14 protein-coding genes are annotated in these 12,960 nt (G+C 68.9%); 3 read left to right on the plus strand and 11 right to left on the minus strand.

Annotation, left to right across the window (positions count from 1 at the left end; translation table 11 throughout):
• Window positions 1-46 precede the first annotated feature (46 nt).
• Window positions 47-1,255, plus strand: coding sequence for a DUF1266 domain-containing protein (locus K6I34_RS18290; RefSeq protein ID WP_229327348.1), 1,209 nt, complete (start codon window positions 47-49; stop codon window positions 1,253-1,255).
• 41 nt (window positions 1,256-1,296) lie between these two features.
• Here the strand turns inward: K6I34_RS18290 and K6I34_RS18295 are convergent, their stop codons facing one another.
• Window positions 1,297-1,857 carry a hypothetical protein gene (locus K6I34_RS18295; RefSeq protein WP_229327349.1) on the minus strand — a complete coding sequence of 187 codons (561 nt, stop codon included), beginning with the start codon at window positions 1,855-1,857 and terminating at the stop codon, window positions 1,297-1,299.
• 265 nt (window positions 1,858-2,122) lie between these two features.
• Window positions 2,123-2,575, minus strand: coding sequence for a hypothetical protein (locus K6I34_RS18300; RefSeq protein WP_229327350.1), 453 nt, complete (start codon window positions 2,573-2,575; stop codon window positions 2,123-2,125).
• Between the two features lie 304 nt (window positions 2,576-2,879).
• Here K6I34_RS18300 and K6I34_RS18305 point away from each other — a divergent pair, with 304 nt between their 5' ends.
• Entirely contained in the window at window positions 2,880-3,218 is a 339-nt protein-coding gene (locus tag K6I34_RS18305; protein ID WP_229327351.1) for a hypothetical protein, read from the plus strand.
• 23 nt (window positions 3,219-3,241) lie between these two features.
• Here the strand turns inward: K6I34_RS18305 and K6I34_RS18310 are convergent, their stop codons facing one another.
• The 7 genes from K6I34_RS18310 to K6I34_RS18340 form a co-directional block, all read right to left on the minus strand.
• A complete protein-coding gene (locus K6I34_RS18310) occupies window positions 3,242-3,601 on the minus strand; it encodes a hypothetical protein (RefSeq protein ID WP_229327352.1) in 360 nt (119 codons plus the stop codon).
• Between the two features lie 432 nt (window positions 3,602-4,033).
• Entirely contained in the window at window positions 4,034-4,390 is a 357-nt protein-coding gene (locus K6I34_RS18315) for a hypothetical protein (protein WP_229327353.1), read from the minus strand.
• Window positions 4,387-4,794 (minus strand): Imm50 family immunity protein, encoded by a 408-nt coding sequence (locus tag K6I34_RS18320; RefSeq protein WP_229327354.1) that lies wholly within the window; start codon window positions 4,792-4,794, stop codon window positions 4,387-4,389. Before K6I34_RS18320 ends, K6I34_RS18315 begins: the two co-directional genes overlap by 4 nt.
• Before the next feature lie 46 nt (window positions 4,795-4,840).
• Window positions 4,841-5,188, minus strand: coding sequence for a hypothetical protein (locus K6I34_RS18325; protein ID WP_229327355.1), 348 nt, complete (start codon window positions 5,186-5,188; stop codon window positions 4,841-4,843).
• A 44-nt stretch (window positions 5,189-5,232) separates the two neighbouring features.
• Window positions 5,233-5,733 carry a barstar family protein gene (locus tag K6I34_RS18330; protein WP_229327356.1) on the minus strand — a complete coding sequence of 167 codons (501 nt, stop codon included), beginning with the start codon at window positions 5,731-5,733 and terminating at the stop codon, window positions 5,233-5,235.
• A complete protein-coding gene (locus K6I34_RS18335) occupies window positions 5,730-9,989 on the minus strand; it encodes a DUF6531 domain-containing protein (RefSeq protein ID WP_308294022.1) in 4,260 nt (1,419 codons plus the stop codon). Before K6I34_RS18335 ends, K6I34_RS18330 begins: the two co-directional genes overlap by 4 nt.
• Complete coding sequence (locus K6I34_RS18340; protein ID WP_229327357.1) at window positions 9,986-10,342, minus strand: hypothetical protein; 357 nt, start codon at window positions 10,340-10,342, stop codon at window positions 9,986-9,988. Before K6I34_RS18340 ends, K6I34_RS18335 begins: the two co-directional genes overlap by 4 nt.
• A 129-nt stretch (window positions 10,343-10,471) precedes the next feature.
• Here K6I34_RS18340 and K6I34_RS18345 point away from each other — a divergent pair, with 129 nt between their 5' ends.
• Complete coding sequence (locus tag K6I34_RS18345; RefSeq protein WP_229327358.1) at window positions 10,472-11,263, plus strand: maleylpyruvate isomerase family mycothiol-dependent enzyme; 792 nt, start codon at window positions 10,472-10,474, stop codon at window positions 11,261-11,263.
• 16 nt (window positions 11,264-11,279) lie between these two features.
• On the opposite strand, the gene K6I34_RS18350 is transcribed toward K6I34_RS18345, so the two are convergent.
• Window positions 11,280-12,059 carry a response regulator transcription factor gene (locus K6I34_RS18350; RefSeq protein ID WP_229327359.1) on the minus strand — a complete coding sequence of 260 codons (780 nt, stop codon included), beginning with the start codon at window positions 12,057-12,059 and terminating at the stop codon, window positions 11,280-11,282.
• A gap of 101 nt (window positions 12,060-12,160) precedes the next feature.
• Window positions 12,161-12,913 (minus strand): 16S rRNA (uracil(1498)-N(3))-methyltransferase, encoded by a 753-nt coding sequence (locus K6I34_RS18355; RefSeq protein WP_229327360.1) that lies wholly within the window; start codon window positions 12,911-12,913, stop codon window positions 12,161-12,163.
• Between the last annotated feature and the right edge of the window lie 47 nt (window positions 12,914-12,960).

The following is a 12,960-nucleotide window of genomic DNA, read 5'->3' on the forward strand; positions in this document are numbered from 1 at the left end:
GGGCGGGCCCGGGACTCCGCGGGTCCGGCCTGAGTAGGGTTCACCGGTGACGAATCGACCCCGCGCACGAGCCGGGACCCCGCGCTGGCAGGCGGCCACCGAGATAGAAGAGGCCCTGCTGGAAGCCGTACGGAACAAGGACCGCCGCGGTTATCTGCGCATACTCGCGACAGCGGACCTCTTCCATTACGTGCCGAAGGACTACCAGGACAAACGCGGCGGCCGCGCGTACTTCCCCACCGAGGACGTCGACGGTTCCGTGTGCGTCGTCGTACGCACCGTGGGTGAACGGCTCCCCCGGCGTGCGCAATTCGTCGCCGTCCGCACGTCGTTGCTGGAACTGGAGGCCATCTGGCCGGGATCGCGCTACACCCTGCACGTTAATCCGGGGACGCCAGCCTTCATGCGGCTCACGGCGAGCGCCCTGGACCGGCGCAGATGGCGGAAGACGGCGGCCGAGGCGACCGCTTCGCTCCCCACCGACACCCGGCCGACGCGCCTGCTCACGAAATACACCGGCCCGCGCACGGGACCGCTCGCCCACGCGCTCGCGTGCGGCGCGCATTTGTCCGTCGCCAATGGCGTGCTGTGGAACGAGATCGGTGACGTCTACGACTCGTACGGGAACGAGGTGAAGACCCTCCGGGAATGGTGGGGCACCACCACGGCCCACGAATGGCAGGAGCAGCTGGACGCGCTGCTGGAGGGCCGCAACAGCCCGCCGGAGCCGCAATTCGCCCTCGACGTCCGGCAACAGCTCGCGCTGGAGATGGAAGGAAGAGGGGACGGACGAGTCGACACAGGCCTGTGGCGGCGCACCTGCACCGCCGTACTCGCCGACCTTCAGGCCCCGGCCGAGGTGGAGGAGACCGTCCAGGAACTGATCGGCCGCATTCTCCGGTACGAGGCACGGTTCCGCGCCGACGGCCTGCTCCCGCCGGACGGATTCGTCCGCAGTGCCGTCGGCTACGACTACGGCCGCGCGGTCGGTTTCGCCCGCTGGGGGCTCAGCGCCCGGCTGTGCCCGTTCGCCGCGGCGGAAGAGGCCGTTCTCCGCGCGGGCGAACTGTGCCACGAGGCGTACCGGTCCTGGGAGGACTTCTCCGCGGGCTACGCCCTGGGACGAGTCCTCCGCTTCGACACCGAGGAATTCGGCCAGTGGTACACCAAGGTGCTCGAACCGCATCGGATTCTCACGAAGGACGCGGAGAGCCCTTGGCGGACCATTCCGTGGAACTCGACGTCGACGGTCTGACAGATATCCGAGGCCCGATATCCGAGGCCCGAGACCCGAGACTATTCCAGGCCGAGGCCGGCCAACGCCGTCGTCCAGTCGGTGGCGATCGCGCTGCGGGCCGCGTCGAGGGTGACCTCGCCCCCGCAGACCGCCGTCTTCAGCCGGTTCTCGACGTGGTCCTTGTCCCCGGCCTGCTCGTTGCCGTACCGCGGCTCGGGCCACAGGTTCTTCGCGTCCTTCGGCGCCCCGCCGAGTTCGAGCGGGACCAGGTGGTCCTCCTCGTAGTCGGCGGTGTCGGTGTCCGTGTACCCGTACTCACCTATCTGCTGGACCTTCAGCCGGTTGGTGTACGAGGCCGGCGGGCGCACCGTCTTCGTCCAGCCCGGCACGCAGATCGTCGACCCGATCGTGGCCTGGGTGACGTCCGGGTTGTACGCCCCCGGCTGGCAGGACGAGTCGGGCAGCGGCAGGTGCGACTGGCTGCAGGACTGCGCGAGGCGGGGCGCGGCGTGCGGCGTGGTGGCGTGCGGCGCGGCGTGCGCGCTTCCGGTGGTGAGGAGTCCGGTGGCGGCGAGCGCCAGGGCAGCCGCGGTGGCTGCGGCGCGGTAGGGGGTGCGCATGGGTTGCTCCCAGCAGGTACGGAGCCCGGCCGATGAATCGGGCTGTTGTGCGCATGACACCACTCGCCCTGTCTATGCGGGTAGAGACGCGAGGTGAACATGTGGTGACCTGCGAATCTTCTTACTCGCGCATGGCACCCGCTTTCCCGGACGGAGGGATTCCCTTGGGTCTCTCCTCAGTCCGGGAAGCTCGACCGGCACCCCGGTCGCGTGGCTGAAGAAGCAGGTGAGCCCCGCTCAGCAGCGGTTCCGTCCTGCGGAACGCTCAGCGCTTCGGCCGCCCGGGGGAAGGAGCGGCGTGCGGCTTACTGGCGGACTGCTTGCCGACGGGCGACTTCTCACCGTGCGGCTTCCCGTGCGGCTTCCCCTGCGGTTTCCCGACGGGCGCCTTGCCGTGCGGCTTCCCGACGGGTGCCTTGCCGTGCGGCTTCCCGACGGGCGCCTTGCCGTGCGGCTTCCCGACGGGCGCCTTCTCGTGGGGCTTCCCGACCGGTGGCTTCTCATGCGGCTTCTCATGCGGCTTTTCGGTGGGCGGCTTCTTCACCCACCCCTTCTTCACCAGCTCGTCGCAGTGCCATTTGGCGTAGGCCGGGGTCTCCTTGTGCTGTTTGGCGGCCTGGAGACAGTCCTGGTACGGGAAAGGCGGCCCGCCGTCCGCCCGTTCCCGGGGAAGCGGTACGGAGGCCGCCGCCTGCGCGGCCGTGGCCGTCACCCCCATCCCCGCTCCGCAACAGACCGCCACGGCCACCACGGCAAGGGCCCCACTCACCCGACGACGCACAACGCTTCTCCTCTCGTCGCTTCGCAGGCGTTCAACGAGCGCACTCACCCCCAGAAACGACTAATCGGGACAGATCGGGGGGCGTGTCCGAGCCCTGCAACGGCGCGAAGCGCTCCGCATCGCGCTCAGCGCGCTCCGCCGATCGAGTGATGAAGCCCGCCTGACATGCGATGAATCGCGGCTCCTCCGCCACAGCCGTGCGACGCTGGCACACCCGTCTCTCCGCGCAAGGAGTGGTCCCGTGACCCTGTCGCTCGAGCACCGCCCCGCCGAGAAGCACCGACACACCCACGGCCCCGGCTGCGGCCACGATGCGGTCGTGCACGGGGATCACGTCGACTACGTCCATGACGGACACGTCCACCGCGAGCACCGCACCGACCAGGGCGTCCACTACGACGAGTGCACCACCTGCCGCTGCGACCACTGCACCGACTCCTGCGCCGTGTGCGACTGCTCCGACTGCTCCTGCCCCACGTGCCTCCACGCCGAGTGCGAGTGCGCGGCGTGCGGGGGTGACAGCTGTGCGCGCTGCACGTGCGCGGAGTGCTCGTGCCCTACGTGCGCGCATGCGGCGTGAAGCGTGAGGCGCACTCATCCGAATCATCCGAACTCGATGAAGTCCTCCACGGCCGCCCGCAGCCAGTCGTAGAAGGTGACGAACTCCCGGCGGTTCTCCCGCCCCGGCGTCGTGAAATCGTGGATCACACGGACCGTTCCGCTGTCGAGATCCCAGCAGGCGACGTCGTCATTGTCCTCACGCCGAGCGAAGGGCACGAGCCGGCGTCCAGGAAACCGCTCACGAAGCCCGGCGACGCGGGTGCATAGGCTCTCCCCTTCCAGCAACCACCAGGGCTCCAGTCCGACGAGCCCTGATTCGACGGCGCGGAGAAAGCCGGCCGGATAGGCAAACACTTGGGGGAGGTCCTGCAAGAGAGCTAGTTCTTTCGTTTCATCGCGCACGCGCAAAGCTCACCACAGGGCCGTCGTCGGTATCGTCGGCGGTCACCTCGAAGGTCCTGTCCGGGTAAGCCGCAGACAGAGCCGCATGCCAGGTGTTCCGGATGACGCGGGCGACCTCCACGAGCGCAGCGTCGTCCTCGGGAGTGTTCCCACAGTCGATGACATCCGCGAGAACCAGGCGGTTGAGCGTCCGCTCGACCGCTAGCGTGTCACCATCGAGGTGTCGGTACCACTCGTCGAATCCCTTTCGGTCGTAGGGCCGCTCCCAGATGACACAACCGCGGTCCTCGACGAATCACGGCCACAGGACACGGCACAGGGCGAGCCACTCACCGAGCGTGCTACGGCACTTGAGAAAGTCGAGATGATCGAGGGAACCGGGGGAGAAGTCAGCCGCCCACGAGCTGATTTCGGGGTATTCAGCAGGCTCGATCACGCACTCCCGGGTACGACGTCCCCTGCCGTCACGAACATCGCGACGTCGTCCAACGCGTCTTCGGCGGCTCCAGCGGTGACGGGGTCGTCCAGGAGCGCTCCGAGGAGCTCGACGGCTTCAGGGGCGATCGCTCCATGGATACGTGCCAGGTGCCCAAGCGCGAGGGCTGCGCACCTCCGCGCTTCCGGTGCCCCGTCGTGCAACTGACGGATGGCGCACTCCTCGACCCAGCCTCTTTCCGTACTCGTCATGGCAGCACCGATGAGGGCCTCACCGATCTCTGTGTCGGTTCCGGACGCCACGATCCGCTCGACCTCGGCTCGTGCAACGCGCGGCAGCGGAACGTACTTCATCGCGAGAGGCCATTCCCTCGGCGCTCTTCACTGTACGCAGATACTTTTGAAACAGACAAGGAATCACCGGACGCGCGAATTTGCGTTGCAGCTGATGTCACTTCCACCTTGATCAGGCCATCCCGCCACAAGAAGATGTCGGCCACAGGATCGTTACCGAACCCTTCCAGGGCAACGCCGTGCAATCCGCCCAGCAAGAGCTCGATCTGGATCGTGTCATGGCTGAGAGCAGTCCACTTCTTCGGCGGATCAGCCGGAAAATCCGGCAAGTCGAACCGCAACCTCAGTGCCGGCCCTTCCCTGTCCAGTCCGACCTCGTGAAGACGCACTGATTCAAGCTCCGGCGGACGCCCCGAGTAGATTCTCTCAATTCCGCGAGAGTCGACCAGCAGATCAGTCCACATCTCATGGATCCTTTCATCGCACCAAACAGCGACTCCCTCTACGGCATCACTGTGGTGGGGGCGACGAAAGCGCCGAGCTCGCCGACGTCGCCAACAAACCAATCACCGGAGGGCTTTCCCGGTACTCCCAAGTGGACGAACGCCGAAGCATCTCCTCAAGAGGCTCGCCGGTCACGCGCTCCCCGCCCTCGTGCGCCGGCCACTCGTCACCTCGATAGACCTCGACATAACCGGCTCTCTCCCAGCGGCCGATGATTTCGGCGAAGGCAGGAGCGGCAGTCGCCCAGTCCATCTCCTCCTCGTTGTCCGTCCAGTCGGCAAGCACCGACCACAGGGGCGACATTTCCCTGGCATTGACAAGAACGCACTCCTCCTCTTCGGAGAGCCAGTCCACGTCACCTCCTCAGCGAATCAGGGGAAACATGACGCCCTCCCGGATCACCACCACTCGCCAGAGTCCGGCAGCCCTTCCCGGAGGCGCGCGATGTCACTCCGCACGCTCTCTGCTTCGACAGGGTCACAAGCAAGCACGACATTGAACGGGATCCCCACCCCGCGAGGCTTTTCATGCGGATTGCTCCAGTGCCACGCAACCCGAGCCAGGGTGGACAGCAGAGTCTCCCGATCCCCTGGATTATCCGAAAGCAGCGATCCGGGATTCTCGACCACGACCAGGTAACGGTCGGCCGGGAGCCAGCGGAGGTCACGCAGACAGTCCGAAAGCGCCGGCCAGTTCCACCCGAAGTAGTCAGGGAACTTGAACCTGTCCCAGAACTGCTCGAAGACGCCGTCGTCGTCCGTCATCTTCGCCCCGTCCAGCCAGGCGACAAACGCCAACCCTGTCGGCGGCAGGATGTCGAGTGCAACGGTTCCGCATGTCCGCGGGACCACATGCAGCCATTCACTCCCGCTCCCCCAGATATCCAGTTCGTCTGTCATCTTCCCGTATCCATGACGATGTAGGTCTGATAGTGGTTTGCGGTGTAGTAGGCCGAGCCGTCCGAACCGGTAACAATCCTCTCTCCGCCCCATTTGGGGTTCTTGGCGGACTGCACAGTTCCCCACTCGAGGTACCTGATCGGGTTTCCAGCGCTATCGTACTCGGGCAGCTTATAGGCTCCGTTCTTCGCGCTGTTGCTAAACCGCTGGGGTAGCGACGGCCCCATGAGTTGCGGGCCTGCCCCCTGAGCTTCAACCCCGACCTCGCGTATATCTCTGAGGACCGCACGTGACTCTTCCGGCACCTTATCCGGAATCCAACCACCGAGCCGGTGAGGGTCTCCTAGTACCGCGCCCTCCTTGCAGGGCGAAAGCCCCATCGGGTCTGCCCATACCAGGGGAGAGTGAACGTACACGTTCTGGTTGGGACCCGGCAGAAGGCCCAGAGGATCCTGCGAGCAATAACGCGCAGTCTCCGGGTCGTAGTACCGGAAGAAGTTGTAATTCAGCCCCGTTTCCGGGTCGAAGTACTGGCCCGGGAAACGGAGAGGGCAGTCCACGCCCCCTTCCGGTGGGGACGGCAACGGCGTTCCCCAGAGCGACGTGCGGTGCTGCCACGCCAGTTCGCCTGTCTCCGTCAGGAGTTCCGTCGGGGTGCCCACCGCGTCCGTGACGATCGCGAAGAAGCGTGCGGGCGGGGTCGAGAAGTCCTCGATGAGGGACTTACCCGGAGATTCCGGAAGCGGGGCGTGCGTCGTCTGGGTCAGGGGGCGGTGCGTGCCCGGGGCGTAGTCCCACGTCGTCGCCTCGCCCGAAGGGCGGAGTTCCTCGGACAGTCTCGTGCCGTCCCAGGAGAAGAGCGTTTCACCGGCCGACTCGTTCCGCTTCGATATTCGGCGGCCCAGTGCGTCGTACGCGTAGTGCCAGCGCTCGCCCTCCGGTGTGACCGCTTCCGTCAGGCGGTCTTCCGCATCCCATGTGTACGTCCACGTGCGTGTCTTGCCGTTCAGGAGTTTCCTGGTCCGGCGTGTCAGGCGGCCCTGTGCGTCGTGTTCATAACTCGTGCGGCCCGCTCGGCGAATGAGCGTGCCGTCGAATTCGCGTTGGCCGGGTGCCTCATGAGCAGGGGCCTTGGCATAAGTGAGGTTGCCTGCCGTGTCGTAGGCGTAGGTCTCGGTCCAGCCGTGGGCGCTCACCTTCGTCACTCGGCCCGTCGGTTCCACGTCGAAACGGCGGGTGCCCGCCGTGAGTTCGCGGATTTCCGTGAGGTAGCCGTCCGCGCGATAGGCGTAGGTGCGGTGCTGGAGGAGGCGGTTCGCCTCGCCCGTCACCACTTGGGCGGTGAGGCGGTCCTGCGCGTCCCATTCCTGGGTGAGGAGGGCGTTCTCGCCCAGGCGGCGGGACGTTTCGCGGCCTGCCGCGTCGTACGTGAACGCCAACGCGCCCGCGTCACTTCGCAGTTCCGCCGGGCGGCCCGCCGCGTCGTACGTCCACTCCGACACCAGACCCGAGGGAGTGACGCGGCGCGTGCGGCGGCCGAGTGCGTCGTACGCGTAGGTCGTCGTGCGGCCGTTCACCGTTTCCGACAGCACACGGCCCCGTACGTCGCGCTCGTAGACGATCTCCGCGTCGGGGTTCGCCGCCCGCAGCAGCGCGCCCGACGTGTCGTACGCGAACGTCGCCTCGCCCTGCTCCACCACCCGGCCCAGCGCGTCGCGGACGAAGCGCAGCGTCTCGCCCGCGCCGTTCGTCCGGGAGAGCAGTTCGCCCGCCGCGTCGACCTCGTAGGCGAGCGTCCGGCCGTTGAAGTCCGTCTCCGACTCCAGGCGGCCCGCCGGGTCGTACACGTACGACCACGTCAGGCCTTGCGGATTGGTGACCTCCGTCAGGCGCAGTTCGGTGTCGTACGCGAAGGCGTAGGTCGTGCCGTCGGGGTCCGTCCGCGTCGCGGGGAGGTCGAAGGCGCCCACGGTGTGGCTGGTGGTGTTGCCCGCGGGGTCCGTGTGGGTGACGAGGTTGCCCTCGCCGTCCCAGGTCCAGGACTCGCGGGTGCCGTCGGGGTGCTCGCGCCAGGACGGTTTGCCCTCGGTGGTCCAGCCCATGCGCACCGTGTGGCCCATGGGGTCGACGGCTTCGGTGATGCGGCCGAAGGCATCGCGCCGGACGGTGGTGCTGTGGCCCAGGGGGTCGGTGATGGACAGCGGCAAGCCGGCCGGGGAGCAGCTCACCCCCGTGACCCCGCCCAGCGCGTCCGTCACCGCCGTCACGTGCCCCAGCTCGTCGTACGCGTAACGCGTCTCCGCGCCCAGCGGGTCGACAGTCGTCAGCAGGTTGCCGCGCTCGTCGTACGTGTGGCGCCAGGTGGCCCCGCCCGGCTCGGTGACCTCGGTCGGGCGGCACCGCTCGTCGTACACGGCATGCCCGGACGTGCCATCCGGGAGGGTGACGCCGGTGAGGTTGCCCTGCTCGTCGTAGGTGTAGCGGGTGGTGCGCCCGAGGGGGTCGGTGACAGAGAGGCGCTGGTCGCCGCGCTCGGTCCAGCGCGTCACCGTGGCGTTGCCGAGCTGGTCGGTCTGCTCGATCACCTGGCCGTTGCCGTCGTGGCGGTAGGTGCGGCTGTGCCCGAGCGAGTCGATGACGGTGGTGGTGCGGGTCCCGTCGTCGTAGACGAGCTCTCCGGAGAGGCTGCGGCCGGTGCCCTCGGTGCGGACGACCCGGCCGCGGGCGTCGTACGTGTACGCGTACGACATGCCGTTGCGGTCGGTCCAACTGGTGATCCGGTCCTGGTCGTCGTAGGTGAACCGCAGGGGTTTTCCGCTGGAGTTGACGACCTCGGTGAGGTTGCCCGCCTCGTCGTAGCCGTAGCGGACGAGCACGTGGCCACCGCCGGGCGCGGCAGGCCGCTCGTACGGGGACGGCGGTTCCTCCAGCAGCCGCAGGGCCGTGACGCGCGCGTTCTCGGTGTCGACGGCCACGTAGTAGCCGCCCGAGTGGCGCACCGCGGTGGGGGTGCTGTCCGCCGTGCGCTCGATGTCGGTACGGGAGTCGTTGCGGTCGTGAAGGCCGATGAGGGGGAGCTGGACGACACCGGGCGTGTCGGTGGGGGTGAGGCCGCCGAAGGTGCGGACGACACCGGCGTACGGATCGGTGACGGTCATCAGGCCGTCGGGCCGCCCGTCCCAGGTCAGCGGCCAGCGCGGACCCCTGACCGGCAGCGTCGGCTCGCCGGGGGCCGGCACGGGGTAGACCAGGCGCATGCCGTCGGCGGCGAGGAAGACGACGCCTTCGGCGTCGAGCTGCACGCGCTCGTCGAGCGTGGAGGCCCAGGTGGTGCCGAACCAGCTGCCCGCGCGGTACGAGGAGAGGTGGGTGCGTTCGAGGACGAGCGGCAGACCGGCGGGGAGGGCGACGTCCGTCTGCGGGAGCAGCATGGTGCCGGTGGTGACGTCGATGGGGTCCTCGGCGCACTCGATGCCCTCCGTGCGGCGGGCGGCGGCGATCTCCTCCTCGATGAGGGGGCGGCCGTTCTTGATGAGCGGGGTGCGGAAGGCGGCGCCGAGCTCGACGTAGTTGCGGGCGGCGCTGCCGAACCCGCCGAAGAGGCCGCCGTAGATCATGCCGTCCTCGGCCGCCTGGTTGACCTGTTCCAGGCTGATGCCGCCGTGCTGCAGACCGGCGCTGATCTTCATGGGCTGCGCGACGGCCAGGTTGACCGCCACGGACTCGACGCCCGCGAAGGCCGCGGTGACGAGAGTGGTGGCGACGACCTCGGCGGCCACGGTGGAGATGGTGACGCCCACGGCGGTGCCGAGCTCGATGACGGCCGCGGCGGCGGTCGCGGACGCCGCGGTCGAGAGACCGAGGGTGAACCAGGCCGCGCCGATGCCGGCGAGGATGACGGCCGCCTCGATGGCGATCTTCGCCTTGAGCTTGTCGACCGCGTCGTCGATGGCGTCCGCGAGCTTCTCCAGCCCCTTGGCCGTGTCGCGGGCGGCCTTGGGGATGTCGTGCAGCCAGCCCTTCTCCCCTTTGCCCGCGTAACGGGCCCAGAAGACCTCGAACGCGTCGATGGACTCGCCCTTGTTGTGGTGGATCAGGGACTGCGCGGTGTTGTTGACGGGCGTACGGATCTTCTCGACGGCGTCGGCGAAGTCGTTCCACGCCTTGGCGGCCTTGCGGAGCTTCTTGGGGTCGCCGTCGGGCCACTTGAGGCCCATCTTCTCCAGGACGTGCTTGACCTTCTCCGTGGCGCTCACTTGTGGCCCTTGTCCTGCTTCTTGTCCTGCTTCTTGGTGAACATCCCGGCGATCAGCTCGTCGTTGTCGACGTGGCCGTCGGACATGTCGACCATCGCCTCGTGAATGCTGGTGAGGCCGAGGACCAGGGTGCCGGACGCGCTCTCGATCAGCTTCTGCCGCGCGACGTAGTCGGCCGCGAAGTCCTTGACGCCGTCGTCCTTGCCCCAGGGCTCGCCGAGGCCGTCCAGTGTCTCGACGAGGGTGGTGAGTGCCTTGCTCAGCTCCTTGGCCTGTTCATGGAAGACCGGGGCCGACGACTTGAGGTCGGCGGTCTTGATGTCCAGGACTTTGTCGGGGCCCGTGTTGCCCATGTGTTTCTCCCCCAGACAGCGTGCGTCAACGCCACATAATCGCATGAGGGTTCGGACGTGTGAGCTTTATTGGCATACGCCTGGAGTGTGCGGGTTTTGTCCGGACACTCCGTCACTTACCGTGGTCCCATGGCGCTGTTGAGCTTCGACCGCTACTGCACCGAGATCACCGCCCAGACCGGACTGATGGCCGACCACCTCAAGGGTGCGGACATGACGGCCGACGTGCCGACGTGCCCCGGCTGGAACGTCGGGCAGCTGGCGCGGCACCTCGGGGGCGCGCAGCGGTGGTGCGAGGAGATCGTGCGGACGCGGGCCCGGGAGGCCCCGCCCGCCCCGCACTTCCGGGACCTCTCCGCGTACCGCGCCGAGGACGCCGGCGTGGTCGCGCCCTGGCTCGCCGAAGGAGCCGTACGGCTCGCGGAGACACTGCGTGCCGCTGGGCCCGCGGTGCCGGTGTGGACGCCCGTCCCCGGCGGGACCACCGCGTTCTACGCCCGCCGCGTCGCGCACGAGGCGGCGATGCACCGGGCGGACGCGGACCTGGCCCTCGGCGTGGAGTACGTACTGGACGAGGCGGTCGCGCTCGACGCCCTCGACGAGTGGATGGAGCTCGGCTCGCTGCCGACGCACTTCGAGATCCACCCGCGAATGCGGGAGCTGCTCGGGCCGGGCCGTACGCTGCACCTCCACGCCACGGACACGGCGCCGGAAGCGCACGCGGAATGGGTCGTCGACCTCACGGGCGACGCGATCACGTGGCGCCGCGCGCACGAGAAGGCGGCGGTCGCCCTGCGCGGGCCGCTGACCGAACTGCTGCTGGTCGTCTACCGGCGGCGGCCGCCCCGGAGCGGACGGATCGAGATCGTCGGCGACGGGGAACTGCTGGACTTCTGGCTGGACCGCGTCCCCTTCGGCTGACGGCCCCCCTCACTCCCTACGGGACCAGGCCCGCCTGGCGGGCCAGGACGACCGTGGAGACCCGGTTGTTGGTGCCCATCTTGCGATAGATCTTCTCGGTGTAGCGGTTGACCGTGTGCGGGGAGATGGCGAGGCGGCGGCCGATGCCGCCCGCCGTGAGGCCCTCCGCGAGGAGGCCCAGGACCGTCTGCTCGCGCGGGGTGAGACCGATCTGCACGGCCGAGGCCACCGGATCTGCGGGCGGCGGCACCGAGGCGCGCAGCCGGAGGAGTTCCCGGACGTGCTTGTCGGAGCTGACGATCAGCGGCCGGACGCGTGCGGCGAAGTCGAGTTCACGGTCGCTGAAGTCCGAGCCCTCGCGGCCGAGGGAGACGGCGCGCAGGACGTCTCCCTCGGCCGGGAGGGGGATGCCCAGTTGCTGCGTCGTGCCGAAGTCCCGGTGCGCCTCGCTGTAGCACTGGGTGTTGCGCCAGTGGTCGCAGAGCCGGTACATGGTCACCGGCGTCTGCCCGCCCTCCGCGAGATACGTGAGCAGGGGGTGCTGCTGCTCGGCCCGCCGCTGGACGAGGCCCTCGATCGACGAGCCGAGCGAGGTGGGCGCCCAGCCGTCGGCCTGCCCCCTCCGCACGATCCGCCTCGGCGCGTCGAGGCGCGCGAAGATCACCGTGCCGCAGCCGAACGCCTCCAGCAGCCGCTCCGCGATCAGGTGCCGCAGCGACTCCGGCTCGTCGCACTCGAGGATCGCGACGGCGAGATCGAGCATGCGCTCGTACTCGTGGGCATGGAACTGCGACATGATGGATAGGTCCCCACAGCAGCGCGACTCACGCCGGCGTCCCCCTGCTCAGGCCCCCGCTCAGGGTGTGATTCCCCGTCGGGACCGGCGCACGCGCACCGTCACGACCACCGGCCCGTACGGCCCAGCAGCAGCGCCGTGGCCGCCGTGCCCGCCGTGGACGTACGCAGCACGCTCGCGCCCAGCCGGTACGGCCGCGCGCCCGCCTCGGCGAAAGCCGCGAGCTCCTCGGGCGAGACGCCGCCCTCCGGGCCCACCACGAGCACGATGCTGCCCGTCGCCGGCAGCTCCACCGTGGCCAGCGGCGCGCTGTCGCCCTCCTCGTGCAGGACGGCCGCGAAGTCCGCCTCCGCGAGCAGCGCCGCGACCTGCTTGGTCGTGTGCGGCTCGGACACCGGGGGGAAGCGGAGGCGGCGCGACTGCTTGCCCGCCTCGCGGGCCGTGGCCCGCCACTTGGCCAGCGCCTTCGCGGCGCGCTCGCCCTTCCACTGCGTGATGCAGCGGGACGCGGCCCAGGGGACGACGGCGTCGACGCCCGTCTCCGTCATGGTCTCGACGGCGAGCTCACCGCGGTCCCCCTTGGGCAGTGCCTGGACGACGGTGATGCGCGGCTCCGGCAAGGGCTCGGAGCGTACGGAGGTGACGGCGACGTCGAGGCGGTCCTTGCCCTCGACGGCGGCCACCGTGCCGAACGCTCCCGTGCCCTGGCCGTCCGTCAGCACGATCTCCTCGCCGACGCGCAGCCTGCGGACGGACACCGCGTGCCGCCCCTCGGGCCCGTCGAGCGGAAAAACCGTACCGGGGAAGACGCCCGTGAGGGCCCCCTCCTCGACCAGGAAGACCGGCGCTGTCATGACTACTCGCTCCCTCGCAACTCACTGCCCCCCGGCATGTCCCCCAC

The organism is Streptomyces sp. UNOC14_S4 (genome assembly GCF_020740835.1).
Taxonomy (GTDB): Bacteria; Actinomycetota; Actinomycetes; order Streptomycetales; family Streptomycetaceae; genus Streptomyces.

Bases quoted from the DNA above. Each gene is read 5' to 3' on its own strand.
- K6I34_RS18330 (WP_229327356.1), bottom strand. From the start codon at position 5,733: ATGACAGACGAACTGGATATCTGGGGGAGCGGGAGTGAATGGCTGCAT.
- K6I34_RS18340 (WP_229327357.1), bottom strand. From the start codon at position 10,342: ATGGGCAACACGGGCCCCGACAAAGTCCTGGACATCAAGACCGCCGAC.
- K6I34_RS18315 (WP_229327353.1), bottom strand. From the start codon at position 4,390: ATGAAGTACGTTCCGCTGCCGCGCGTTGCACGAGCCGAGGTCGAGCGG.
- K6I34_RS18300 (WP_229327350.1), bottom strand. From the start codon at position 2,575: ATGGGGGTGACGGCCACGGCCGCGCAGGCGGCGGCCTCCGTACCGCTT.
- K6I34_RS18355 (WP_229327360.1), bottom strand. From the start codon at position 12,913: ATGACAGCGCCGGTCTTCCTGGTCGAGGAGGGGGCCCTCACGGGCGTC.
- K6I34_RS18345 (WP_229327358.1), top strand. From the start codon at position 10,472: ATGGCGCTGTTGAGCTTCGACCGCTACTGCACCGAGATCACCGCCCAG.
- K6I34_RS18295 (WP_229327349.1), bottom strand. From the start codon at position 1,857: ATGCGCACCCCCTACCGCGCCGCAGCCACCGCGGCTGCCCTGGCGCTC.
- K6I34_RS18320 (WP_229327354.1), bottom strand. From the start codon at position 4,794: ATGTGGACTGATCTGCTGGTCGACTCTCGCGGAATTGAGAGAATCTAC.
- K6I34_RS18350 (WP_229327359.1), bottom strand. From the start codon at position 12,059: ATGTCGCAGTTCCATGCCCACGAGTACGAGCGCATGCTCGATCTCGCC.